This is a genomic window from Citrobacter sp. CFNIH10 (assembly GCF_002934585.1).
Lineage (GTDB): Bacteria > Pseudomonadota > Gammaproteobacteria > Enterobacterales > Enterobacteriaceae > Citrobacter_A > Citrobacter_A amalonaticus.
Genome location: NZ_CP026216.1, coordinates 2,185,696 through 2,210,596, shown reverse-complemented (window position 1 = coordinate 2,210,596; position 24,901 = coordinate 2,185,696). Strand labels below are relative to the sequence as shown.

The 24,901-nt window shown below is 54.9% G+C and carries 17 protein-coding genes; 13 read left to right on the top strand and 4 right to left on the bottom strand.

Annotated features, from left to right (window positions below; translation table 11 throughout):
* Positions 1-68: 68 nt before the first annotated feature.
* Positions 69-806, bottom strand: coding sequence for an amidase activator ActS (gene actS, locus C2U53_RS14130; protein WP_042999392.1), 738 nt, complete (start codon positions 804-806; stop codon positions 69-71).
* Between the two features lie 321 nt (positions 807-1,127).
* On the opposite strand from actS, the gene xdhA reads away from it, so the two are divergent.
* From xdhA to xdhC, 3 genes are read left to right on the top strand one after another with little or no spacing between them, the layout of a single operon-like run.
* The gene (xdhA, locus tag C2U53_RS14125) at positions 1,128-3,425 is read left to right on the top strand and encodes a xanthine dehydrogenase molybdenum-binding subunit XdhA (protein WP_104446036.1); all 2,298 of its coding nucleotides are present in this window, start codon (positions 1,128-1,130) and stop codon (positions 3,423-3,425) included.
* 10 nt (positions 3,426-3,435) lie between these two features.
* Positions 3,436-4,314: a xanthine dehydrogenase FAD-binding subunit XdhB gene (xdhB, locus tag C2U53_RS14120; RefSeq protein ID WP_044327729.1), complete on the top strand. Its 879-nt coding sequence runs from the start codon at positions 3,436-3,438 to the stop codon at positions 4,312-4,314.
* On the top strand, positions 4,311-4,790 hold the full coding sequence (xdhC, locus tag C2U53_RS14115; protein ID WP_042999389.1) for a xanthine dehydrogenase iron sulfur-binding subunit XdhC: 480 nt from the start codon (positions 4,311-4,313) through the stop codon (positions 4,788-4,790). Before xdhB ends, xdhC begins: the two co-directional genes overlap by 4 nt.
* Positions 4,791-4,878: 88 nt before the next feature.
* Here the strand turns inward: xdhC and C2U53_RS14110 are convergent, their stop codons facing one another.
* Entirely contained in the window at positions 4,879-6,657 is a 1,779-nt protein-coding gene (locus C2U53_RS14110) for a sigma-54-dependent Fis family transcriptional regulator (RefSeq protein WP_104446035.1), read from the bottom strand.
* A 467-nt stretch (positions 6,658-7,124) separates the two neighbouring features.
* Here C2U53_RS14110 and ygeW point away from each other — a divergent pair, with 467 nt between their 5' ends.
* Genes ygeW through arcC form a run of 5 tightly spaced genes read left to right on the top strand, consistent with a single transcriptional unit; the run spans position 7,125 to position 13,234 of the window.
* Positions 7,125-8,312 carry a knotted carbamoyltransferase YgeW gene (ygeW, locus tag C2U53_RS14105; protein ID WP_042999387.1) on the top strand — a complete coding sequence of 396 codons (1,188 nt, stop codon included), beginning with the start codon at positions 7,125-7,127 and terminating at the stop codon, positions 8,310-8,312.
* Positions 8,313-8,368: 56 nt separating this feature from the next.
* Positions 8,369-9,565, top strand: a complete 1,197-nt coding sequence (dpaL, locus tag C2U53_RS14100) for a diaminopropionate ammonia-lyase (protein WP_104446034.1) — start codon at positions 8,369-8,371, stop codon at positions 9,563-9,565.
* Between the two features lie 56 nt (positions 9,566-9,621).
* Complete coding sequence (locus tag C2U53_RS14095; protein ID WP_104446033.1) at positions 9,622-10,833, top strand: YgeY family selenium metabolism-linked hydrolase; 1,212 nt, start codon at positions 9,622-9,624, stop codon at positions 10,831-10,833.
* Positions 10,834-10,881: 48 nt separating this feature from the next.
* Positions 10,882-12,288, top strand: a complete 1,407-nt coding sequence (gene hydA / locus C2U53_RS14090) for a dihydropyrimidinase (protein ID WP_044264387.1) — start codon at positions 10,882-10,884, stop codon at positions 12,286-12,288.
* Positions 12,289-12,301: 13 nt separating this feature from the next.
* Entirely contained in the window at positions 12,302-13,234 is a 933-nt protein-coding gene (gene arcC / locus C2U53_RS14085; protein WP_042999383.1) for a carbamate kinase, read from the top strand.
* A 90-nt stretch (positions 13,235-13,324) separates the two neighbouring features.
* On the opposite strand, the gene yqeB is transcribed toward arcC, so the two are convergent.
* Entirely contained in the window at positions 13,325-14,950 is a 1,626-nt protein-coding gene (gene yqeB / locus C2U53_RS14080) for a selenium-dependent molybdenum cofactor biosynthesis protein YqeB (RefSeq protein WP_042999382.1), read from the bottom strand.
* Positions 14,951-14,998: 48 nt separating this feature from the next.
* Positions 14,999-15,766 (bottom strand): selenium cofactor biosynthesis protein YqeC, encoded by a 768-nt coding sequence (gene yqeC / locus C2U53_RS14075; RefSeq protein WP_044254046.1) that lies wholly within the window; start codon positions 15,764-15,766, stop codon positions 14,999-15,001.
* 48 nt (positions 15,767-15,814) lie between these two features.
* Between yqeC and mocA the strand changes: the two genes are divergently transcribed.
* From mocA to C2U53_RS14050, 5 genes are all read left to right on the top strand, one after another.
* A complete protein-coding gene (gene mocA / locus C2U53_RS14070) occupies positions 15,815-16,387 on the top strand; it encodes a molybdenum cofactor cytidylyltransferase (protein WP_104446032.1) in 573 nt (190 codons plus the stop codon).
* 378 nt (positions 16,388-16,765) lie between these two features.
* Entirely contained in the window at positions 16,766-19,870 is a 3,105-nt protein-coding gene (gene ygfK, locus C2U53_RS14065) for a putative selenate reductase subunit YgfK (RefSeq protein ID WP_104446031.1), read from the top strand.
* 2 nt (positions 19,871-19,872) lie between these two features.
* A complete protein-coding gene (ssnA, locus tag C2U53_RS14060; protein ID WP_044254038.1) occupies positions 19,873-21,201 on the top strand; it encodes a putative aminohydrolase SsnA in 1,329 nt (442 codons plus the stop codon).
* Positions 21,202-21,246: 45 nt separating this feature from the next.
* Positions 21,247-22,026 (top strand): molybdopterin-dependent oxidoreductase FAD-binding subunit, encoded by a 780-nt coding sequence (gene ygfM, locus C2U53_RS14055; protein ID WP_042999377.1) that lies wholly within the window; start codon positions 21,247-21,249, stop codon positions 22,024-22,026.
* The gene (locus C2U53_RS14050) at positions 22,023-24,893 is read left to right on the top strand and encodes a molybdopterin-dependent oxidoreductase Mo/Fe-S-binding subunit (protein WP_104446030.1); all 2,871 of its coding nucleotides are present in this window, start codon (positions 22,023-22,025) and stop codon (positions 24,891-24,893) included. Before ygfM ends, C2U53_RS14050 begins: the two co-directional genes overlap by 4 nt.
* The last annotated feature ends 8 nt before the right edge of the window (positions 24,894-24,901 follow it).

Here is a 24,901-nt window from a genome sequence, read left to right as displayed (position 1 = left end):
TAAGGCATTATAAACCTTACGCTCTTGTTGGCAAGGGACAGACCAGCTGACTGGCGATTAATTCACCGTCAGCACTTCGGTTTGCTGCCCTGCGGCGGCAGGTAACGCAGTGGGTCGATGGCCGTCGCACGGTAGCGAATCTGGAAGTGCAACCGCACCGAGGCCGCATCAGTACTGCCCATCGTGGCGATTTTCTGTCCCGCCTTCACACTTTGCCCGTTATTCACCAGCATCGTGTCGTTGTGAGCGTAGGCGGTAATGTAATCTTCACTGTGTTTAATCATAATGAGATTACCGTAGCCCCGCAGTTGGTTGCCCACGTAGACCACCTTCCCTGCCCCGGCGGCATAAACCGGCGTACCGCGGGCAGCGGAAATGTCGATCCCCTTATTCCCTCCATCCGCAGTGGAATAAGGCAGGATCACCTTACCGCTGGCAGGCCACTGCCAACAACGTTGCCCTACCGGTGGCCAGGACGATTGCGGCACGGAAGAAGACGGTCTCGCGGAGGCTGTTTTGGTAGACGACTTTTTAGTGGATTTCGATGAGGCCGTTTTCGAACCACCGAGCTTCAGCTTTTGCCCAACTTCAATGGTGTACGGCGGCGAAATACCGTTCAGACGCGCAAGGTCTTTGACGCTGGTGCCTGTTGTGCGTGAAATACGGTAAAGGGTATCTCCCCGTTTGACGGTATAAACGGCGCCAGAATCAGACGATTTGCTCCCCGAGCAGCCCACGACAAGCAATCCCGCACAAAGCAGCATGGCAATACCCAGGCTATTTTTCTTCAGGCGTCCTGCGCTCAAAACCGTTCCTCGCAATATTCACAGACGCCATATGATAGCAGCCATAATCCGGATGCCAAATTTATTGAATCGGTATGTCCCCTCATGGACCGCCTGATAAACGCTATCACCGCCACTTACCGTGTATCACAATGAGTTGATTAAACTCATAATGATACGCAAAGTGCTCATCGTCAAAGGTCGGATCCCTCTCCCGACAGACCATATTATTATCTCCGTCACACTTCCCTTTTCTCACGGCGCAACTTTGCGCTTCTGGCGTAATTCTTGCCTGATTTAACGGTTGTTCAGGAACCGAATTGTTAAATCAAGGGGACGTTTATGGATGCGCGGGAAGCAACCGTTACCGGAGAGTCATGCATGCGCGTGGATGCCATCGCTAAAGTGACCGGGCGGGCTCGATATACTGATGATTACATGATGGCGGGCATGTGTTATGCCAAATACGTTCGCAGTCCGATTGCCCACGGTTACGCCACCAGCATCAACTGTGACGAGGCGAAAAGCCTGCCCGGTGTACTGGCCGTGTTTACCTGGGAAGATGTACCGGATATTCCCTTCGCCACGGCAGGGCACGCCTGGACGCTGGATGAGAACAAACGTGACACCGCCGACCGTTTTCTGTTGACCCGCCACGTACGCCATCATGGCGATGCGGTCGCGATTGTTGTGGCAAGGGACGAGTTAACCGCAGAAAAAGCGGCCTTGCTAGTGAATGTGGTATGGGAAAAACTCCCGGTGATCACCACGCCAGAAGCGGCTCTGGCGGATGATGCTGTCCCTATTCACCCAGGCGGTAATTTGCTCAATCGCAGTGAAATGACCACCGGGAATGTCCAGCAGGCCATTGATGCCGCTGATTACCAACTCCAGGGACATTACCAGACGCCGGTGATTCAACATTGCCATATGGAAAGCGTCACTTCATTGGCCTGGATGGAAGATGACTCGCGAATCTCCATCGTCTCCAGCACGCAGATCCCACACATCGTACGCCGGGTCGTGGGCCAGGCATTGGGCATTCCGTGGTCATGCGTGCGGGTTATCAAACCTTACGTCGGCGGCGGATTTGGAAACAAGCAGGATGTGCTGGAAGAACCCATGGCCGCTTTCCTGACGCGCAAACTGGGCGGTATTCCAGTGAAAGTCTCTCTCAGCCGTGAAGAGTGTTTTCTCGCTTCCCGTACCCGCCATGCGTTCACGATGGATGGACAGATAGGGCTCAATCGCGACGGCACGTTGCAAGGCTATCGTCTGGATGTTCTGTCAAATACTGGCGCTTACGCCTCACACGGGCACTCCATCGCCTCGGCGGGCGGCAACAAAGTGGCCTATCTCTATCCCCGTAGCGCATACGCTTACCGTTCCACCACCTGCTATACCAATCTTCCTTCCGCTGGCGCGATGCGCGGCTACGGCGCGCCGCAGGTGATCTTTGCCGTAGAATCGATGCTGGATGACGCCGCAACGGCGCTGGGTCTCGATCCGGTCGAGGTTCGGTTGCGCAATGCGGCCTGCGAAGGCGACACGAACCCGATTACCGGCAAACGCATCTACAGCGCGGGGCTCCCGGAATGCCTGCAAAAAGGCCGCGCGCTGTTTGAGTGGGACGCCCGTCGCGCTGAATGTCTGCACCAGCAAGGCAACATCCGCCGGGGCGTCGGCGTCGCCTGTTTTAGTTATACCTCCAACACCTGGCCGGTCGGCGTGGAGATCGCTGGTGCCCGTCTGCTGATGAATCAGGACGGAACGATCAACGTGCAGAGCGGAGCCACGGAAATCGGTCAGGGGGCGGATACCGTTTTCTCACAGATGGTGGCGGAAACTCTCGGCGTACCGGTCAGCGATGTGCACGTTATTTCCACCCAGGATACCGATATTACCCCCTTCGACCCTGGCGCCTTCGCCTCTCGCCAAAGCTATGTCACCGCACCGGCACTGCGCAAGGCAGCACTTCAACTGCGCGATAAGATCCTTCTTCACGCTGCCGACATGCTGCATCAGTCCGTCATGAGCCTGACGCTGACGGCAGGCCACATCGTCCTTATCGATCGCCCGGACTCACCGTTGCTGTCCTTAAAAGAGCTGGCGATGGATGCGTTTTATCATCCGGAGCGCGGCGGTCAGTTGTCTGCGGAATGCTCGGTGAAAACCACCACTAACCCACCGGCGTTTGGCTGCACGTTTGTCGATCTGAGCGTCGATATCGCCCTGTGCAAGGTCACCATCAACCGCATCCTCAATGTCCACGATTCCGGCCATATTCTGAACCCTCAACTGGCGGAAGGTCAGGTGCATGGCGGGATGGGAATGGGCATTGGCTGGTCGCTGTTTGAAGAGATGATCATCGATGGGGAAAGTGGTCTGGTGCGTAACCCGAATCTCCTTGATTACAAAATGCCGACCATGCCTGACCTGCCGCAACTGGAGAGCGCATTCGTTGAAACGCAGGAGCCGCAGTCGGCGTATGGACATAAATCCCTCGGCGAGCCGCCCATTATTCCTGTTGCTGCCGCCATTCGTAACGCAGTGAAAATGGCCACAGGCGTTGCAATTGATACGTTGCCACTGACGCCAAAACGGTTATATGCGGAGTTCCACCAGGCTGGCTTGATTTGAGGATATGATCATGTTTGACTTTGCTTCTTATCATCGCGCTTCAGACATTGCCGGGGCTGTCAGCCTGCTGGCGCGCTATCCGCAGGCGAAACTGCTCGCCGGCGGAACCGACGTACTGATCCAACTTCATCATCACAATGCGCGTTACCGTCATATCGTCGATATCCATGATCTGCCCGAATTACGAGGCATTACCCTGTCGAAGGAAGAGAGGTTGCGTATCGGTTCCGCCACCACCTTTAGCGAGATTATCGAGCATCCCGTCGCGCAACGACATCTGCCAGCCCTGTGTGCGGCAGCTACCTCCATCGCCGGACCGCAAATCCGTAATGTCGCGACCTACGGCGGGAATATCTGTAATGGCGCAACCAGCGCAGACTCGGCCACGCCAACGCTGATTTATGACGCCACGCTTGAGATCGCCTCGCCAAAAGGGGTGCGTTTTACCAGCATCAACGGTTTTCACACCGGCCCCGGAAAAGTTGCTCTTGAGCAAGATGAAATCCTTGTCGCCTTTCATTTTCCACCGCAGCCGAGGGCGCATACTGGCAGCGCGCATTTTAAATATGCCATGCGCGATGCGATGGACATCTCGACCATTGGTTGTGCGGCACGATGCCAACTGGATAACGGCGGTTTTAAAGAACTTCGTCTGGCATTCGGCGTTGCGGCTCCGACGCCAGTTCGCTGTCAGCATGCGGAGAGCGCGGCGCAAAATGCGCCATTGACCCACCAGACGCTGGACGCGATCGCCGAATCCGTTCTGCAGGACGTCGCCCCGCGATCTTCCTGGCGGGCAAGTAAGGAATTTCGTCTGCATCTCATCCAGACGATGACCCGGAAAGTGGTTACTGAAGCCGTTGTCGCGGCGGGAGGAAAGCTGCAATGAATGACACTAACCGAATCACGCTGGAATGCGTCATTAATGATCACCCTTTTCAGCTCAGCATCATGCCGGGGATGCCGCTCTCTGAACTCCTGCGCGAACAAGGGTTGTTGAGCGTCAAACAGGGATGCTGTGTCGGTGAATGCGGAGCCTGTACGGTGCTGGTTGACGGTACAGCCATCGACAGTTGCCTGTACCTTGCCGCGTGGGCAGCCGGAAAACAGATCCGTACCCTGGAAGGTGAATCGGCTGGCAGTCAGCTCTCGCGTGTTCAGATGGCTTATGCGACATCCGGTGCCGTGCAGTGTGGTTTTTGCACGCCGGGTCTGATTATGGCGACCACCGCATTGCTGGCAAAACCGCGGGAAAAACCATTAACCATTCTGGAGATCCGTCGTGGTCTGGCGGGGAATTTGTGCCGTTGTACTGGCTATCAGATGATTGTCGATACCGTCCAGCGCTGCACTGAGCCTGAATAATTAACACCGCATCCTTCAGGCTGCCTCCGGGTCAGTAGCGTTCACACACTCGCCCCCTGATGCAACCTGAACGCGGTTGTGCGTTGAGTTATGCGTTCAGCAGCTCGTACTTTTTAATTTTGCGATAAAGCGTGGCAATCCCAATGCCTAACTCATCCGCCACCTGTTTTTTGTTGGAGTGGCGAGATAGCGCTTCGCGAATCATCTGCTTTTCCATCTCTTCCAGCGCGGTTCCGCCGGTATCCTCAGACAGCAACTGCGCCGCATGAGCGACCGCTCCAACGGATTCCGGCGCTTTACCGTTGTTGATCAGATTTGGCGGTAAAAGCGTACTGTCGATCACCTCGCCTGAAGGGACCACGTTGACCAGATATTCCATCAGGTTGCTTAATTCACGCAGATTTCCCGGCCACTGATGGTGTCTGAGCAGGGTCACCACATCCGGTGCAATCCCCGGATAGACCAGCCCTAAACGGCGAGTATGCAGATGTAGGAAATAGTGCACCAGTAGCTCAATATCATCCTGTCGTTCACGTAGCGGGGGCAGAGTCAGTGGGATGACGTTCAGTCGATAGAACAGATCTTCGCGGAATTTGCCTTCGGCGATAAACTGCCCGAGGTTCTGATTGGTAGCTGAAATAATGCGGATGTCGACCTGAACCGGACTGCTCGCGCCAAGCGGCAACACTTCCCTCGCTTCAATCGCCCTGAGCAATTTAGCCTGTAGCATCAAGGGCATATCGCCAATTTCATCGAGAAACAGCGTTCCACTGTTTGCCGCCTGAATCAGGCCCGTTTTCCCATTGGCGGAGGCGCCGGTGAATGCGCCTTTAACATAGCCAAACAGTTCACTTTCCAGCAACTGTTCCGGTATCGCCGCGCAGTTGATGGCGATAAACGGTTTATTGCGTCGATCGCTGAGTTTGTGAATGGCGCGCGCGACCACCTCTTTTCCGGTGCCGCTCTCCCCCACAATCATGACGCTGGACGGACTGGGGGCAATACGGCCGATCAGCCGCTTAAGCTGGCGCATAACCCGGCATTCACCCACCAGTTGTTCAATATGCGGTTCATCGGTGGCAATCGATACAGAGGAACTGGTATGCGACTGATGGAAGGCCATCAGGAATAACTGCCGTCCCTGCACATGATGCAACTGACCAATGATCAGTTCACTTTTATCATCCCAGGAGACGATATGCTGCATATGCCCGTGCGTGAAATTACTTTCAAACGTTAATGGCCGAAACCTGACCGACTTTCCCACCATATTATTCTGCACCGCACCAAGAATTTTTAACGCGGTTTGATTCGCGAACTGTACGCGGTTGTCTTCATCAATGACCAATACACCTTGATCCATATTCTCGATCATTGTCGAAAATATTTTACTGATGTTGTCACTCCCACTCTGATCTTCGAGAAGTTTTGAAACAAAAATAGTGGATATATGGCGAACACAGTCTGAAAACTCGCGCAGGTTGTCATTGATATGTTCCTGCTGTTCATGCGTTACGGCAATCAAACTGATCACTCCTACACAGCGGTCCTGCAGAATGACGGGGGTTCCCAGAAAAGCCTTCTCGCGACAGTTATCTTTGCTATCGCAGCCTTCACAGAGCGGGTCAAAGCGGGAATGCGTCACAACCTTTTCTTTTTTACTTTCCAGCACATAGCGCAACAGTCTGGAGTTACCGCTCAACGGGCGTCCGAGGTATTTCCCGTAAGCGCCGGTTCCCGCGACGCGGCAGAGGTTATCATCGACGATCTCAACTTCGAGTTGCAAAACGCTGGCAAGCATTCTGGCGAAACGCTGAATGGTAGGTTGAATCTGCATCAAAATGGACTGCGTTGTTGCAAGCACCATAGTCTTACCTTCCGGAATCACTTAAATGATTGATCATTGAAGACATTGATGGTTCGTAGAATATAAGGATACTAACTCAGACAAAATTTGCTTTGATAAAAACACAGGCTCTTTATCATTTTATAATGAAAATATGCAAGAGAAATCACATTTCTATATCAATATGAGAATCAGCGCAGTGAGTTTATCAAACTGACGGTATTTACTCTTCATCCGGGTATTATTCTGTCAGTCAGTTCATTGACACATTGCGTTATTTATTAAGCCAAACGTTTTCGTATATTCATGACGAATTACAGATAGCTTTATTCTGTGATCAGTGCCACATATTGCCTGATGATTTCCTATTTATCCGCCGTCGGATTCATTTTGGCACGCTTATTGTTAGTCCCTGGTATATCGGTGATGCCGCTTGTCATTACCGCGAATAAGCCACCTTGCCGTCATTCCACTACCAGGACCTTACCATGAAAACTGTTAATGAGCTGATAAAGGATATCAATTCGCTGACCTCACACCTTCACGAGAAGGATTTTTTGCTTACGTGGGAACAGACGCCGGATGAACTGAAACAAGTCCTGGACGTCGCTGCTGCGCTGAAGATGCTGCGTGCCGAAAACATCGCGACCAAAGTCTTCAATAGTGGATTAGGGATTTCCGTTTTCCGCGATAACTCCACCCGTACCCGCTTTTCTTACGCGTCCGCCCTTAACCTGCTCGGCCTGGCTCAGCAGGATCTGGACGAAGGAAAATCACAAATCGCACACGGCGAAACCGTCCGCGAAACGGCCAATATGATCTCCTTCTGCGCCGACGCCATTGGTATTCGCGACGACATGTATCTTGGTGCGGGCAACGCCTATATGCGTGAAGTCGGCGCCGCGCTGGATGACGGCTACAAACAGGGCGTGCTGCCGCAGCGTCCGGCGTTAGTTAACCTGCAATGCGATATCGACCATCCAACACAGGCGATGGCGGATTTGGCCTGGCTACGTGAACATTTTGGTTCGCTGGAAAACCTTAAGGGTAAAAAAATCGCCATGACCTGGGCCTACTCACCCAGCTACGGCAAACCCCTCTCTGTGCCACAAGGCATTATCGGTCTGATGACCCGCTTCGGTATGGACGTCACCCTGGCGCATCCGGAAGGATATGACCTGATCCCGGACGTGATTGAAGTGGCGAAAAACAACGCGAACGCGTCCGGCGGCAGCTTCCGCCAGGTCACCAGCATGGAAGAAGCCTTCAAAGATGCCGACATCGTCTATCCGAAATCATGGGCGCCTTACAAAGTGATGGAAGAACGTACCGAACTTCTGCGCGCCAACGATCACGCGGCCCTGAAAGAGCTGGAAAGACAGTGTCTTGAGCAAAACGCAAAGCATAAAAACTGGCACTGCACTGAAGAAATGATGCAACTCACCCGCGACGGCGAAGCGCTGTATATGCACTGCCTGCCCGCGGATATCAGCGGCGTCTCCTGCAAAGAAGGGGAAGTCACCGACGCCGTATTCGAAAAATACCGCATCGCAACGTACAAAGAAGCCAGTTGGAAGCCCTACATCATCGCCGCGATGATCCTCTCCCGCAAATATCCGAAGCCAGGCGTACTGCTGGAGCAGTTGTTGAAAGAAGCGCAACCACGCGTGAAATAACCCCCTGAGCCGACCTGCCGGTCGGCTCTCCTTTCCGGAGGCCAAAAGGATAGGATATGTCCGTTTTCTCACTGAAGATCGATATTGCCGATAACCGCTTTTACAACGGTGAAACATCGCCCCTTTTTTCGCAAAAACAGGCCAAAGTGGCTCGCCAGTTCCATCAAAAGATCGCTGGCTACCACCCAACGCCGCTCTGTGCGCTGGATGACCTCGCCCAACTGTTTGGCGTGAAAAAAATCCTCGTCAAAGATGAGTCAAAACGCTTTGGACTGAACGCGTTCAAGATGCTCGGCGGGGCTTTTGCCATCGCCTGCCTGTTGTGTGAGAAATATCATCTTGATATTGAGACGCTCTCTTTCGAACAGCTCAAAAACACCATCGGCGAAAAAATGACGTTTGCCACTACCACCGACGGTAACCACGGTCGCGGTATTGCCTGGGCGGCACAACAACTCGGACAACATGCGGTGGTTTACATGCCGAAAGGCTCAGCGCAAGAACGCGTGGACGCCATTCTCAACCTCGGCGCGGAGTGCATTGTCACCGACATGAACTATGACGATACCGTTCGTCTGACCATGCAGCACGCTCAACAAAACGGCTGGGAAGTGGTGCAGGACACCGCCTGGGAAGGTTACACCAAAATCCCCACCTGGATTATGCAGGGCTACGCCACGCTGGCCGATGAGGCCGTTGAGCAAATGCGCGCCCTGGACGTCACACCGACCCACGTGCTGTTACAGGCTGGCGTTGGCGCCATGGCGGGCGGCGTGCTGGGCTATCTGGTCGACGTCTATGGCCCGCAAAACCTGCACAGCATTATCGTCGAACCGGACAAAGCGGACTGCATTTATCGTTCCGGCGTGAAAGGCGACATCGTCAACGTTGGGGGAGATATGGCAACCATCATGGCCGGTCTGGCCTGTGGTGAACCTAACCCGCTCGGCTGGGAAATTCTGCGCAACTGCGCCACCCAATTTATCTCCTGCCAGGACAGCGTCGCCGCGCTGGGCATGCGCGTGCTGGGTAATCCTTTTGGCAGCGACCCACGGGTGATCTCCGGCGAGTCCGGCGCCGTAGGATTGGGCGTTCTGGCTGCCGTCCATCATCACCCACAGCGCCAGGCCCTGATGGACAAACTGGCGTTAGATAAAGATGCCGTTGTGCTGGTCATCAGTACCGAAGGCGATACCGATGTGAAGCACTACCGGGAAGTGGTCTGGGAAGGCAAACATCCGGTCGCACTGTAACCCCCTATTGGAAAACGCTCCCCAGGAGATTCGGGAGCGAACACTGGAGAAAAGTCATGGCTAAGCACATTCCTTTTAAACTGATTCTTGAAAAAGCAAACGACTACAAAGAAGACATGACGCGTTTCCTGCGCGACATGGTCGCCATTCCCAGCGAAAGCTGCGATGAAAAACGGGTTATCCATCGCATCAAACAAGAAATGGAGAAAGTCGGTTTCGATAAAGTCGAGATCGACCCGATGGGCAACATTCTGGGATACATCGGCCATGGCCCGCGCCTGGTCGCAATGGACGCGCATATCGACACGGTCGGTATCGGCAACATCAACAACTGGAATTTTGATCCCTATGAAGGGATGGAGACCGATGAACTGATCGGTGGACGCGGCACATCTGACCAGGAAGGCGGCATGGCGTCCATGGTTTACGCCGGGAAGATCATTAAAGATCTCGGTCTGGAAGATGAGTACACGCTGCTGGTCACCGGCACGGTACAGGAAGAGGACTGCGATGGTCTGTGCTGGCAGTACATCATTGAGCAATCCGGTATCCGTCCGGAGTTTGTTGTCAGTACCGAGCCGACTGATTGCCAGGTTTATCGTGGACAGCGCGGGCGCATGGAAATACGCATTGATGTGCAGGGGGTCAGTTGTCACGGTTCCGCCCCGGAACGCGGCGATAACGCCATTTTTAAAATGGGACCAATCCTCAACGCGTTACAGGAATTGTCACAACATCTGGCTTATGACGAATTCCTCGGTAAAGGGACCTTAACCGTTTCCGAAATCTTCTTCACCTCGCCAAGCCGCTGTGCAGTGGCGGACAGTTGCGCCGTCTCCATCGACCGTCGTCTGACCTGGGGTGAAACCTGGGAAGGCGCGCTGGAAGAGATTCGCGCCCTGCCGGCTGTAAAAAAAGCCAATGCGGTGGTCTCGATGTACAACTATGACCGCCCTTCCTGGACCGGGCTGGTTTACCCGACCGAATGCTACTTCCCAACCTGGAAAGTGGAAGAAGATCATTTCACCGTCAAAGCGCTGGTCAATGCCTATGAAGGTCTGTTCGGCAAAGCACCGGTGGTCGACAAGTGGACGTTCTCCACCAACGGCGTATCGATTATGGGACGTCACGGTATTCCGGTGATCGGTTTTGGTCCGGGTAAAGAACCCGAAGCCCACGCGCCAAACGAAAAAACCTGGAAATCACATCTGGTGACCTGCGCCGCGATGTACGCTGCCATTCCACTGTCCTGGCTGGCAACGAAATAACGATCCATCTGTCTCCCCCGGTTTACCGGGGGATTTCTGGAGTGTGCTATGCGCGTATTGATTAAAAATGGCATTGTCGTTAACGCCGACGGACAGGCTAAACAGGACCTGCTGATTGAGAACGGTATCGTTCGTCAACGGGATGCGGAGATTACGCCGCCCCCTTCGTGTGAAGTGATTGATGCTGCGGGATGTTACGTTTTTCCCGGCGGCGTGGATGTACATACGCATTTCAATATCGACACCGGCCTCGCCCGTAGCTGTGATGATTTTTTTACCGGCACCCGCGCCGCGGCGTGTGGCGGTACAACAACCATTATTGACCATATGGGATTTGGCCCGTCAGGCTGTCGCCTGCGCCATCAACTGGAAGTCTACCAGGGGTACGCCGCGCACAAAGCGGCGATCGACTACAGTTTCCATGGCGTCATTCAGCACGTCAATCATGCCATCCTCGACGAGATCCCGATGATGGTGGAAGAAGGCATCAGCAGCTTCAAGCTCTATCTGACCTACCAGTACAAACTCAACGATGATGAAACCTTGCAGGTGCTGCGCCGTTTGCACAAGTCCGGCGCGCTGACCACCGTCCACCCGGAAAACGACGCCGCCATCGCCAGTAAACGGGCCGAATTCATTGCCGCTGGCTTAACGTCGCCACGCTATCACGCCCTGAGCAGACCGCTGGAATGTGAAGCCGAAGCCATCGCCCGGATGATTAACCTTGCGCAGTTAGCGGGAAACGCGCCGTTGTATATCGTCCACCTGTCCAATGGCCTGGGATTGGACTATTTACGCCTGGCGAAAGCGAATCATCAGCCCGTGTGGATAGAGACCTGTCCGCAATATCTGCTGCTGGATGAACGCCGTTATGACGGGGAAGACGGTCTGAACTTCATTCTCAGCCCGCCGTTACGCAATGTACGCGAGCAGGACAAGCTCTGGTGCGGCATCAGTGACGGCGCCATTGACGTGGTGGCGACTGACCACTGCACCTTCTCAATGGCGCAGCGCCAGCAGATCTCAGGCGGCGATTTCAGCCGCTGCCCGAATGGTTTGCCCGGCGTGGAAAACCGCCTGCAACTGCTCTTTTCTGAAGGTGTGATGAGCGGGCGAATTACCCCTGAACGCTTTGTCGCGTTAACCAGCGCGACGCCTGCCAGGCTGTTCGGCGTGTGGCCGCAGAAGGGGCAACTGGCACCTGGCGCTGATGGCGATGTGGTGATTATCGATCCCCGCCAGAGCCAGACGATCCATCATGCTCACCTGCACGATAACGCTGATTATTCGCCCTGGGAGGGGTTCCGCTGTCAGGGTGCGATTGTCAGAACGCTGTCGCGTGGCGAAACGATCTTCTGCGATGGCGTCTTTACAGGGAAAGCAGGCCGGGGCCGCTTCTTACGACGTAAGCCGTTTACCCCGCCCGGCGTGGGTGAAACAGATAACTGTGTATGATAAGTGAGGAAAAATGAGGAAGAAAATTGTTCTCGCGCTGGGTGGTAACGCGTTGGGTGAGGATCTGGCCGGACAGATGCAGGCCGTCAAAATCACCGCGCAGGCCATTGTGGATCTCATTGCGCAGGGTCATGAGGTTATCGTGACTCATGGTAACGGGCCGCAGGTGGGTATGATCAACCAGGCATTCGAAGCCGCGGCAAAAACAGAGGCGCACTCGCCAATGCTACCGATGTCCGTCTGCGTGGCATTGAGCCAGGGCTATATCGGTTACGATCTGCAAAACGCGCTGCGCGAAGAATTGCTCTCACGCGGGATGCACAAACCTGTCGCCACACTGGTGACGCAGGTAGAAGTCGACGCCCACGATCCTGCGTTTCTGAACCCCACCAAACCCATCGGTTCATTCTTCACACAGCAGGAAGCGGAACAGCTGGAAAAACAAGGTTATACGCTTAGAGAAGATGCCGGACGTGGTTATCGTCGTGTCGTGGCCTCGCCTAAGCCGGTGGACATCATTGAGAAAGAAACCGTTAAGGCGCTGGTTGAGGCCGGACAGGTGGTTATTACCGTGGGCGGAGGCGGTATTCCGGTGATTCGCGAAGGCAACCATCTGCGGGGGGCCAGCGCGGTGATCGATAAGGACTGGGCCAGTGCCCGCCTGGCAGAGATGATCGACGCGGATATGCTCATCATCCTGACGGCGGTCGAAAAAGTGGCTATTAACTTCGGTAAAGAAAATGAGCAATGGCTGGATCGCCTGTCGTTGAGCGATGCGGAACGCTTTATCAGCGAAGGGCATTTCGCTAAAGGTTCTATGTTGCCGAAAGTGGAGGCCGCAGCGTCGTTCGCCCGCTCCCGCCCCGGTCGGGAAGCCTTGATCACGGTGCTCAGTAAAGCGAAAGAAGGGATTGAGGGAAAAACCGGAACGGTTATCTGCCAGTAATATGATGCGTTTTATTCGCCGGGGGCGCTTTGCGTACCCGGCCTGGCGCCTCCCAGGCCGGATAAACATAGCGCCATGTGGCCATTCGCATTACGCCACTTCAAGCACCTCATTTGTTGACTTCACTCCCTGATGCATCAGCATCATGAGCGCTTCCAGCACTCCGCCGCCTATCGCTCTCGCTTTATCAGAGACGCTGGTAAAATCCGCCGTCTCGCCGCGCGGGTCGATATCGCCGATTTTAAAACCGCCCACCACCGCCAGCCCGTCACTTAACAGGCCGCGCACCATCCCCGACAGCGGTGCCATGATTTCGTTTTCGCCAATCCAGGCAATCACCTCGCCCTCTTCTACCAGATCGCCTAATTTCACTCTGGCGCGCATGATGCCTGCGGCGGGTGCACGAATCACCCGTCGTGCGGTATGCCCCATGATATTGCCGGGTATCCCGGTATTTTCCTGTGCACAACCGGCGTAAATCACCTGACCCAGCCAGTGTCCACGATTTGTTTCAATCACCGCATGGCAGTCTTCACCCGCAGTAAACCCAGGCCCCAACGCAATGGTCACAGGAGCCATATCTTTTCGCGTACCCAGATTTTGTTTTGCCAGAATCGCATCCACTACGCAGACGGGTTTCAGTGCGTCAATCAGCGAACCGGCTGGATCGACCAGAATCGGGATAAAACCACGCTCGGCTAACGCCGCCGCTTCTGCTGACGAGGTGGCCAGTCTTGCCGTCACGCCTTCCACGATCATTTCACCATCAAAGACGGCCTGCGCGAACGCAACGCTGCGGCGAATGACGGTCGGTTTCTCCACTTCCAGCATGATCACTTTGAAACCGGCATGGAACAATCGCAGCGCCACGCCGCTGGCGATATCTCCCGCGCCACGAATCACCACCCGCTGATGGCCGGACGGATGCGCGGTGCGCATCATCAGTCCACCAGGCGCATTATTTTTAACCTGTAAGATCTCCGCCAACACGCTGACCGCAATCTCCTGCGGCGTTTCAGCACCAATGTTGTAACCCACCGGCGCATGCAGGCGGGCAATGTGCTCTTCACCGACGCCCTTCTCCCGTAACTGACGCATAAACAACTGCACTTTACGACGGCTTGCCAGCAAACCCAGCCACGCGACGGGTTGCTCGATCAATTTGTCCAGCGCTTCCCGATCCTGATTGTTCGTCGCGATAAGCACAAAGTTGTCCGGACGGATCTCCAGCGCATCCACTGCCGCGGTAAAAGAATCGGCATGTAACAACTGTACCGAGGGAGGAAAAGCGTCCGGGTTAACGCTTTCGCGATAAACATCCGCTACGGCAATATCAAACCCTAACAGCGCTGCCCCCTGGGCAATCGCCCGGTTGACATGCCCGCCGCCGATTAACACCAGTCGCGGGCGCAGGCCGTGCACGCTAATAAAAACCGACATCGCGCCGCCGCAGTCCGAGCCAACGGCATCGGCGCCGTTGCGGGCCATCCGGCCATGAAACATACGCGGCTTTCTTTCCTGTAACGCCAGCAGCGCTTCGTCGATCACCTTGCGCTCCACCATGCCTCCGCCGATAGTCCCGACGATAGACCCATCCTGATGTACCAGCATCTGTGCCGAATGGCGGGGCGTGGACCCCCGGCTATCGACAATCTGCGCCAACGCAAATGGGCGGTTTTGCTCTTCAAGTTTTGCAGCCTCTGTGAAAATATTCATACAGACCTCAATGGATATCTTTTCAGGAACCCGGTGTTCCCGGCGTCGCTATCTCACAAATCTGCGCGTGATTGCAGGCGTTTCCTGTGCATTCCCCAGCCAGATAGCCTGCACATCACCGTCTGACAACAGTTGGATGAGCTCGCGTTCATCAATGGCATTCTCAGATTGAGAAAAACGATTGAGAAACCAGACGCGTCGACTGGCTGGCGGGGCATTTTTGAATGCTCCCTGTGGATGCTGAACCAGGCGAACCAGCGCCTTCAGCGATAAGGGGGATCCCTCCGTCAGGCCTGTCATCCCGGCGAACGGCGACCAGCGATGCACCTGCTTTGCCCCCACGCGTTTCCCCAGCAGGTGTCCACCCATAACGGCAATCACGCAGCAACTGCTTTCAGGTATGCAAGGTTCGTGCTCATCTGGCGCTTTAAGCGGCATTCCGCGTGCGCCGTCTGCCTCGACGAGAACCACGTCACATTCCGATCGTCTGGCTAAGGCATCGATGGCGTCGGGTGAGAAACCACGTGCTTTTCCCAATGGGGCTTTCCACGACCGAAAGCAGGTAATGATGGGTTGCATTAACACGTGATACGGCAACCCGGCGGGCTCCCGACAGAAAAGGGTCGGCCAGGAGTGGTCTGGCAGAAACATATGCGTCGTCGTGGTGATGAATACCCGTCGACCTGATAACTGAAAGAGATGAGCGAGCCAGAAAAGCGTACTGGTTTTCCCACCCGCACCGACAATTGAAATCACCGTTGGCCGTTTCTGTGCACCTAAATCAAAGAATAAAGAAGCATGCCCCGGTATACTCATAAGCCTCTCTGAAGTGACATAACATCTAATAGACATTATGGAATCGCCATGCCTGTCGTCGACTGTATAATTACTGCTGCTGGGTTATCATCCAGAATGGGAAAATGGAAAATGATGTTACCCTGGCACGCAGGAACAATTCTTGATGCAAGTATCAAAAACGCGCTGCAATTTTGTAACCGGGTGATATTAGTTTCTGGTTACCGCGCCACGGAGATACATAATCGCTATGCGAATCAGCCTAATATTATTATTACGTACAATCCGGATTATGCTCAGGGTTTATTTACGTCAATTAAGGTTGGCGCTGCCGCCGTGAACAGCGGGCACTGCTTCATCACGCACGGTGACATGCCTGAACTGAATAACGATATTTTCCGTAAAATCTGGGCGTTACGTAACGATAACGCACTTATCCCTTGCTATCAGGGCCAGCCCGGCCATCCTGTATTACTTTCCAAAAAATGCCTGTTGCAGGCCATCTCACAACCGGATGTCAGCAATATGCGTCAGGCATTGCTGCGCGGAAAACATAATCTTATTGAAATAAACGATGCCCGAATCACTCTGGATATTGATACACCAGAGGATTTTATCAATGCGCAGAATCGACACAAATAAATAGGAAATACGGAGTTAAACGATTGCGTTCAAATATTCCCCGATTCATTTTTCACTTATCATAATGATAAGCGATCGCCATTTTTGAGAAAACAGAATGCGATGATGAAATACCTTATCGCCATACCTCTCCCGGCTGATTTTCATTCTCATTTAGCGTTTGTGAGATATTTCACAAAGCGGACTTAAGATTAGAAGCGCCTCACAAAATTATATTTTTATGGCTCTGCTTTGTGAGTAGTGGTGCGAATGTTGCTCTATTTCTCCAAACCGCCGGCTTTATCAGTCCCGGTCAACCAATGACATCTATGAACACGCGCACCTTCCGGTTGTCTTGCCACGACCTGAAGAAAGCCGAGTAAAGCTAAGGAGAGGGGTATGGGGGATATAATGCGTCCGATTCCGTTTGAGGAACTTTTGACGCGCCTATTTGATGAATATCAGCAGCAGCGCTCGATCTTTGGTATTCCTGAGCAGCAGTTCTATTCACCGGAAAAAGGCAAATCGATAAGCGTATTTGGTGAAACCTGTGCCACCCCCGTCGGCCCCGCCGCCGGCCCGCACACCCAGCTCGCACAAAATATCATCACCTCCTGGCTGACTGGCGGTCGGTTTATTGAACTCAAAACAGTGCAAATTCTCGATCGGCTCGAACTGGAAAAACCCTGTATTGATGCGGAAGATGAGTGCTTCAATACCGAATGGTCGACGGAATTTACCCTGCTGAAAGCATGGGATGAGTATCTTAAAGCCTGGTTCGCCCTGCATTTACTGGAGCAACTGCTGCAACCTTCAGGTAGCGATACCGGTAAATCGTTCATTTTTAATATGAGCGTCGGCTATAACCTCGACGGCATCAAGCAACCGCCCATGCAGGCGTTCATCGACAACATGATGGACGCATCCGCGCACCCTAAATTTGTGCAGTACCGCGACACGCTACAGCGATGGCTGCACGATGAAACATTCCTCGCGCGCCACGGGTTGAACGCACATCGGGAACGTCTACAGGCGCTGCCGGGACGCATTCCCACAAAACTGGTGCAGGGCGTCACGCTGTCCACGATGCACGGCTGCCCACCGCACGAAATCGAAGCCATCTGCCGCTATATGCTGGAAGAAAAAGGGCTGAATACCTTTGTGAAGCTGAATCCGACGCTGCTGGGCTATTCACGCGTACGTGAAATTCTGGACAGCTGTGGCTTCGGTTATATCGGCTTAAAAGAAGAGTCATTTGAGCACGATCTGAAGCTCACCCAGGCGCTGGAAATGTTGCAGCGCCTGATGGCGCTGGCAAAAGAAAAGTCGCTGGGTTTTGGCGTAAAACTCACCAACACCCTGGGCACCGTCAATAACAAAGGTGCGCTTCCCGGCGAAGAGATGTATATGTCTGGCCGGGCGCTGTTCCCGCTCTCAATCAACGTGGCGGCCGTGCTTTCCCGGGCCTTCGACGGCCAATTGCCCATCTCCTATTCCGGCGGCGCCAGCCAGTTGACCATCCGCGATATCTTTGACACCGGCATTCGTCCGATCACCATGGCGACCGACCTGTTAAAGCCAGGCGGTTATCTGCGACTCAGCGCCTGTATGCGTGAGCTGGAGTCTTCAGATGCGTGGGGAATGGAACATGTCGATGTCGAACGACTGAATCGACTGGCGGAAGAGGCCGTCACGATGGCCTACACCCAAAAACACTGGAAACCTGAAGAGCGCATTGACGTGGCCGGCGGCTTGCCGCTGACCGACTGCTACGTCGCCCCGTGTATTACGGCCTGCGCCATCAAACAGGACATTCCGGAGTATATTCGCCTGCTGGGCGAGCAGCGTTATGCCGACGCGCTGGAACTGATTTATCAGCGAAACGCCCTCCCGGCAATCACCGGTCATATCTGCGATCATCAGTGTCAGTACAACTGTACCCGTCTGGACTATGACAGCGCTTTGAACATCCGTGAACTGAAAAAAGTGGCGCTGGAAAAGGGGTGGGATGAATACAAACAGCGCTGGCACAAACCCGCAGGCTCAGGCTCACGTCATCCGGTTGCAGTCATCGGTGCGGGTCCGGCCGGGCTTGCGGCCGGTTACTTCCTTGCCCGGGCAGGACACCCGGTGACGCTATTTGAACGCGAAGCCAACGCGGGCGGCGTGGTGAAAAATATCATTCCTCAGTTCCGTATTCCGGCAGAACTCATCCAGCACGATATCGATTTTGTCGCCGATCACGGCGTGAAGTTCGAATATGGCTGTGCGCCAGATCTGACCGTACAGAGCCTGAAAGAAAAGGGGTTCCACTACGTTCTGATCGCAACCGGTACGGATAAAAACAGCGGCGTGAAGCTCGACGGCGATAACCCCAACATCTGGAAATCGCTTCCCTTCCTGCGTGAATACAATCAGGGAACTGCGTTGACGCTCGGTAAGCATGTGGCGATCGTCGGCGCGGGCAACACGGCGATGGACTGTGCCCGTGCGGCACTGCGCGTGCCGGGTGTGGAGAAAGTCACCGTGGTCTACCGCCGTTCGTTGCAGGAGATGCCCGCCTGGCGTGAAGAGTATGAAGAAGCCCTGCACGATGGGGTTGAGTTCCGTTTTCTCAACAACCCTGAACGTTTTGATGCGGATGGCACACTCACCCTGCGCGTCATGACGCTCGGAGAGCCGGATGAGAAAGGACGGCGCCGCCCGGTTGAAACCGACGAAACGCTGACGCTGTACATCGATAGTCTGATTACCGCCATTGGTGAACAGCAGGATACCGAAGCACTGAATGCAATGGGTGTTCCGCTTGACAGCAAAGGCTGGCCAGAGGTGAATCACAACGGCGAAACCCGCCTCACCGACGTGTTCATGATTGGCGACGTCCAGCGTGGTCCATCATCCATTGTTGCCGCCATCGGCTCTGCGCGTCGGGCCACGGATACCATCCTCTGGCGGGAAAATATCCGCTCCCACCATGGCGATAAACGCTGGAATAACGTCAGCCCCGCTGAAATCTATCAGCGTAAAGGCGAGATCGCGGTCGCGAAGGTCGATAAAGATGACCGTGACGCCTTTGTCGCCCAGGAAGCGGCCCGCTGCCTTGAATGCAACTATGTCTGCAGCAAATGCGTGGATGTCTGTCCGAATCGCGCCAATGTGTCAATTCCTGTGCCGGGATTCCAGAATCGCTTCCAGACGCTACATCTGGATGCTTACTGCAACGAATGCGGTAACTGCGCTCAATTCTGTCCGTGGCAGGGCAAGCCGTATAAAGACAAAGTCACGCTCTTTAGCCTGCCACAGGATTTCGACAACAGCAGTAACCCGGGTTTCCTGGTGGAAGACGATCGGGTCAGGGTCCGGCTGAATGACCAAAGCTGGGTATTAAACATCAGCCATGATGGGCAGTTCGCCAGCATCCCGCCGGAACTGGATGACATGTGCCGCGTCATTAGCTATGTCCACCAGCATCACCATTACCTGTTAGGCCGCGTGGAGGTGTAATCATGTTGATTCTGAAAAATGTCACCGCCGTACAACTTCATCCGGCCAGCGTGCGTGAAGGGGTGGATATTGCAATCGACAAAGACGTTATTGTTGAGGTGGGTGACGCCCTGACGCAGCGCTATCCGCAAGCGCAATGGAAAGAGATGCATGGGCGAATCGTGATGCCAGGCCTGGTCTGTGCGCATAACCACTTCTACTCCGGTTTATCGCGCGGGATCCAGGCCAATATCGCCCCCAGCCCGGACTTTATCTCAACGTTGAAAAACCTGTGGTGGCGTCTGGATCGGGCGCTGGACGAAGAATCGCTCTACTACAGTGGGCTGATTTGCTCACTGGAAGCGATTAAGAGCGGATGCTCTGCGGTTATCGATCACCATGCTTCACCGGGCTACATCCAGGGCTCGCTCTCTACGCTGCGTTCAGCCTTTTTAAAAGTCGGTCTGCGAGCAATGACCTGCTTTGAAACCACCGACCGTAACGAAGGTATCAAAGAGCTACAGGCAGGCGTCGAAGAGAATATTCGATTCGCCCGTCAGATAGACCATGCGCGAGAGAGCGGTAGCGAGCCGTACCTGGTGGAAGCGCACATTGGCGCGCATGCCCCCTTTACCGTGCCCGATGCCGGCCTGGAGATGCTACGCGAGGCCATCAACGCGACCGGGCGCGGGCTTCACATCCATGCGGCGGAAGACCGCTACGATGTCTCCCACAGTCATCATCTGTACGGTAAAGACCTGCTGGTCAGGTTGGCGGAATATGGGCTCATTGACCGTAAAACGCTGGTCGCACACGGCTTGTACCTGTCTGCGGAAGATATCGCCCTGCTGAATCAGCAAGATGCCTTCCTGGTACACAATGCCCGCTCCAACATGAACAACCATGTGGGCTATAACCACCACCTTACCCATATTCGCAATCTGGCGCTGGGGACGGACGGCATCGGCTCCGACATGCTTGAAGAGATGAAATTTGCCTTCTTCAAACATCGCGACGCGGGCGGTCCTCTGTGGCCTGACAGCTTTGCGAAAGCACTGGCGAACGGCAACGAACTGTTGCACCGCAACTTCGGAGAAAAATTTGGCCAACTGGAAGCCGGTTATAAAGCCGATTTAACCCTTCTCGACTATTCGTCGCCGACGCCGCTGATCGCTGAAAACGTTGCCGGGCATATCGCTTTCGGTCTCGGTTCAGGCAGCGTGCACAGCGTGATGGTGAATGGCGTGATGGTGTATGAAGACCGTCAGTTCACTTTCGATACCGATTCCATTTATGCGCAGGCCCGAAAAGCCGCCGCCAACATGTGGCGGCGAATGGATGCGCTGGCATAGCCCATACCCTCTCCTGAACGGGAGAGGGAGTGATGAGGAATGATGATGATTGAACAATTTTTCAGGCCCGACTCCGTTGACCAGGCGCTGGAACTCAAGCGCCGCTATCAGGAGGACGCCGTCTGGTTTGCCGGGGGCAGCAAACTTAACGCCACGCCAACGCGTACCGATAAGCGGATTGCCATTTCATTGCAGGATCTGGAACTGGAGTGGATCGACTGGGACAATGGCGCATTGCGTATCGGGGCGATGACTCGCCTGCAACCGTTGCATGACGCCCGCTATCTCCCGGCGGCACTGCGTGAGGCGATAGGCTTTATCTACTCCCGCCATCTTCGCAACCAGTCGACCCTCGGCGGCGAGATTGCCGCGCAACAGCAAGAGTCCGTGTTACTCCCCGTCCTGCTGGCGCTGGACGCCCAGTTGGTGTGTGGTGATGGCGAAACCCTGTCGCTGGAAAGCTATCTCGCCGATCCACGCGATCGCCTGCTCACCGAAATTATCATTAAAGATCCCTTCCGCCCTTGCGCCACGCGCAAAGTGAGCCGTTCACAGGCCGGATTAACCGTCGTGACAGCGGCGGTCGCGTTAACAGAACACGGTGGCATGTGCATCGCGCTGGACGGCGTGGCGGACAAAGCACTGCGCCTGCGTGACGTGGAAACACAAACGCGAGAAGGTACGGAACTGGAACAGGCGGTCGCAAACGCCCTGTTCCCACAGGATGATATTCGGGGCAGCGCGGCCTATAAGCGCTATATCACCGGCGTGGTTGTCGCCGATCTGTATGCCGACTGTCTGATGGCCGGGGAGGACGTTGTATGATGATTCACTTCACATTGAACGGCATGGCCCGTGAAATGAAGATTAACCCGGGCGAAAACGTACAGAAGCTGCTGTTTAGCTTCGGCATGCACTCCGTGCGCAACAGTGATGACGGATTCGGTTTCGCCGGTTCGGACGCGATTCTCTACAACGGTCGCATCGTCAATGCCTCATTACTGATTGCCGCGCAGTTGGATCACGCGGAGATTCGCACCAGCGAATCACTCGGTCAATGGAATGCGTTGAGCCTGGTACAACAGGCGATGGTGGATGTCGGCGTCGTGCAGTCCGGTTATAACGATCCGGCGGCCGCATTGATCATCACCGAACTGCTGGAACGAATCGCGAATCCTACCCGTGAAGAGATTGACGATGCGTTGTCCGGCCTGTTCAGTCGTGATGCGGGCTGGCAGCAATATTATCAGGTGATCGAACTGGCGGTGGCGCGTAAAAACGATCCACAAGCCCGTATGACTGTCGCCCCCACTTTCCGCGACGATCTCGCGGTGATTGGTAAACCCTGGCCAAAAACCGATGCGGCCAAAATGGTCCAGGCCAAACCCTGCTATGTGGAAGACCGTATCACCCCAGACGGCTGCGTAATTAAAATGCTGCGCAGTCCGCACGCCCATGCGTTGATCACTCATCTCGACGTCAGCAAAGCCGAAGCATTGCCCGGCGTGGTTCACGTGATCACCCACCGCAACTGCCCGGACATCTATTATACGCCCGGCGGGCAGAGCGCGCCTGAACCCTCCCCGCTTGACCGCCGCATGTTCGGCAAAAAAATGCGCCATGTCGGCGATCGTGTTGCCGCCGTGGTTGCAGAGAGCGAAGAGATTGCGCTGGCCGCGCTCGAACTCATTGATGTGAAATATGATGTGCTTAAGCCGGTATTGTCGATAGACGAAGCCATGGCAGACGATGCACCCGTCGTACACGATGAACCGGTAGTGTACGTTGCAGGCGCGCCACAGACACTGGAAGAAGATAACCGCCATGCCGCCCAACGTGGCGAGCACATGGTCATCAACTTCCCGATTGGTTCACGCCCGCGGAAAAATATCGCCGCCAGCATTCATGGTCATATCGGCGATATGGAGAAAGGGTTTGCCGAAGCGGATGTGATCATCGAGCGCACTTATCACTCCACACAGGCGCAGCAGTGTCCGGCAGAGCCTCACATCTGTTTTACGCGCATGGACGGCGATCGCCTGATCATTCACGCCTCAACTCAGGTACCGTGGCACCTTCGCCGCCAGGTTGCCCGTCTCGTTGGCATGAAGCAGCACAAAGTCCACGTCATTAAGGAACGCGTCGGCGGTGGCTTTGGTTCTAAACAGGACATCCTGCTGGAAGAAGTCTGCGCATGGGCGACCTGCGTGACCGGACGCCCGGTCTATTTCCGCTATACCCGTGAAGAGGAGTTTATTGCCAATACCTCCCGTCACGTTGCAAAAGTCACGGTCAAACTTGGCGCGAAGAAAGATGGTCGCCTGACGGCGGTCAAAATGGACTTCCGCGCCAATACTGGCCCATATGGCAACCATTCGTTGACGGTGCCGAGCAACGGCCCGGCGCTCTCGTTACCGCTGTACCCCTGCGACAACGTCGATTTCCAGGTCACCACCTACTACAGCAATATCTGTCCGACGGGGGCGTATCAGGGCTATGGCGCGCCGAAAGGCACCTTTGCGATGACGATGGCGTTAGCCGAACTTGCCGAACAACTGCACATTGATCAACTGGAGATCATCGAACGCAATCGGGTTCACGAGGGACAGGAACTGAAAATTCTCGGCGCGATCGGTGAAGGGAAAGCGCCAACCTCCGTTCCTTCCGCCGCCAGTTGCGCACTGGAAGCGATCCTGCGTCAGGGACGGAAGATGATCGACTGGTCGTCGCCCAAACCACAGGACGGTGACTGGCGTACCGGTCGCGGGGTCGCCATTATTATGCAGAAATCAGGGATCCCGGACATCGATCAGGCGAACTGCATGATCAAACTGGAGTCCGATGGCACTTTCATCGTCCACTCCGGCGGCGCAGATATTGGCACCGGGCTGGATACGGTTGTCACTAAACTGACGGCGGAAGTGCTGCACTGTGCGCCAGAGGAAGTGCATGTCATTTCCGGCGATACTGACCATGCACTCTTCGACAAAGGCGCTTACGCCTCATCCGGCACCTGCTTCTCGGGGAACGCGGCACGTAAGGCAGCAGAAAACCTGCGTGAGAAAATCCTCTTTCATGGGGCGCAGATGCTGGGTGAACCCGTTGCTGATGTTCAACTGGTAGCACCTGGCGTTGTACGCGGCAAGCAGGGCGAAGTGAGTTACGCTGAGATCGCGCACAAAGCGGAGACGGGAACTGGTTTTGGCACGCTGGTCGCCACGGCCAGTTACATCACCGCAGACTTCGCATTTCCGTATGGGGCGAACTTCGCCGAAGTCGCGGTGAATACCCGAACCGGCGAAATCCGTCTCGACAAGTTCTACGCACTGCTGGACTGTGGCACACCGGTCAACCCGGAACTCGCACTCGGGCAAATCTACGGTGCGTCAATGCGGGCCATTGGCCATAGTCTGAGCGAAGAGATCCTCTATGATGCCGAAGGCCATCCGCTGACCCGCGATCTGCGCAGTTACGGTGCGCCAAAAATTGGCGACATCCCTCGGGATTTTCGTGCCGTTCTGGTGCCAAGCGACGATAAGGTTGGCCCCTTTGGTGCCAAATCGATCTCTGAAATTGGCGTTAACGGCGCGGCACCGGCCATTGCCACCGCTATTCATGATGCCTGTGGCGTATGGTTACGCGAATGGCATTTCACACCGGAGAAAATACTGACCGCGCTGGAAAAAATGTAACAACGTGG

What these genes read in the sequence shown, in the direction of transcription:
- xdhA (WP_104446036.1), top strand. Translation starts at nt 1,128, where the DNA reads ATGGATGCGCGGGAAGCAACCGTTACCGGAGAGTCATGCATGCGCGTG.
- xdhB (WP_044327729.1), top strand. Translation starts at nt 3,436, where the DNA reads ATGTTTGACTTTGCTTCTTATCATCGCGCTTCAGACATTGCCGGGGCT.
- xdhC (WP_042999389.1), top strand. Translation starts at nt 4,311, where the DNA reads ATGAATGACACTAACCGAATCACGCTGGAATGCGTCATTAATGATCAC.
- C2U53_RS14110 (WP_104446035.1), bottom strand. Translation starts at nt 6,657, where the DNA reads ATGGTGCTTGCAACAACGCAGTCCATTTTGATGCAGATTCAACCTACC.
- ygeW (WP_042999387.1), top strand. Translation starts at nt 7,125, where the DNA reads ATGAAAACTGTTAATGAGCTGATAAAGGATATCAATTCGCTGACCTCA.
- dpaL (WP_104446034.1), top strand. Translation starts at nt 8,369, where the DNA reads ATGTCCGTTTTCTCACTGAAGATCGATATTGCCGATAACCGCTTTTAC.
- C2U53_RS14095 (WP_104446033.1), top strand. Translation starts at nt 9,622, where the DNA reads ATGGCTAAGCACATTCCTTTTAAACTGATTCTTGAAAAAGCAAACGAC.
- hydA (WP_044264387.1), top strand. Translation starts at nt 10,882, where the DNA reads ATGCGCGTATTGATTAAAAATGGCATTGTCGTTAACGCCGACGGACAG.
- arcC (WP_042999383.1), top strand. Translation starts at nt 12,302, where the DNA reads ATGAGGAAGAAAATTGTTCTCGCGCTGGGTGGTAACGCGTTGGGTGAG.
- yqeB (WP_042999382.1), bottom strand. Translation starts at nt 14,950, where the DNA reads ATGAATATTTTCACAGAGGCTGCAAAACTTGAAGAGCAAAACCGCCCA.
- yqeC (WP_044254046.1), bottom strand. Translation starts at nt 15,766, where the DNA reads ATGAGTATACCGGGGCATGCTTCTTTATTCTTTGATTTAGGTGCACAG.
- mocA (WP_104446032.1), top strand. Translation starts at nt 15,815, where the DNA reads ATGCCTGTCGTCGACTGTATAATTACTGCTGCTGGGTTATCATCCAGA.
- ygfK (WP_104446031.1), top strand. Translation starts at nt 16,766, where the DNA reads ATGGGGGATATAATGCGTCCGATTCCGTTTGAGGAACTTTTGACGCGC.
- ssnA (WP_044254038.1), top strand. Translation starts at nt 19,873, where the DNA reads ATGTTGATTCTGAAAAATGTCACCGCCGTACAACTTCATCCGGCCAGC.
- ygfM (WP_042999377.1), top strand. Translation starts at nt 21,247, where the DNA reads ATGATTGAACAATTTTTCAGGCCCGACTCCGTTGACCAGGCGCTGGAA.
- C2U53_RS14050 (WP_104446030.1), top strand. Translation starts at nt 22,023, where the DNA reads ATGATGATTCACTTCACATTGAACGGCATGGCCCGTGAAATGAAGATT.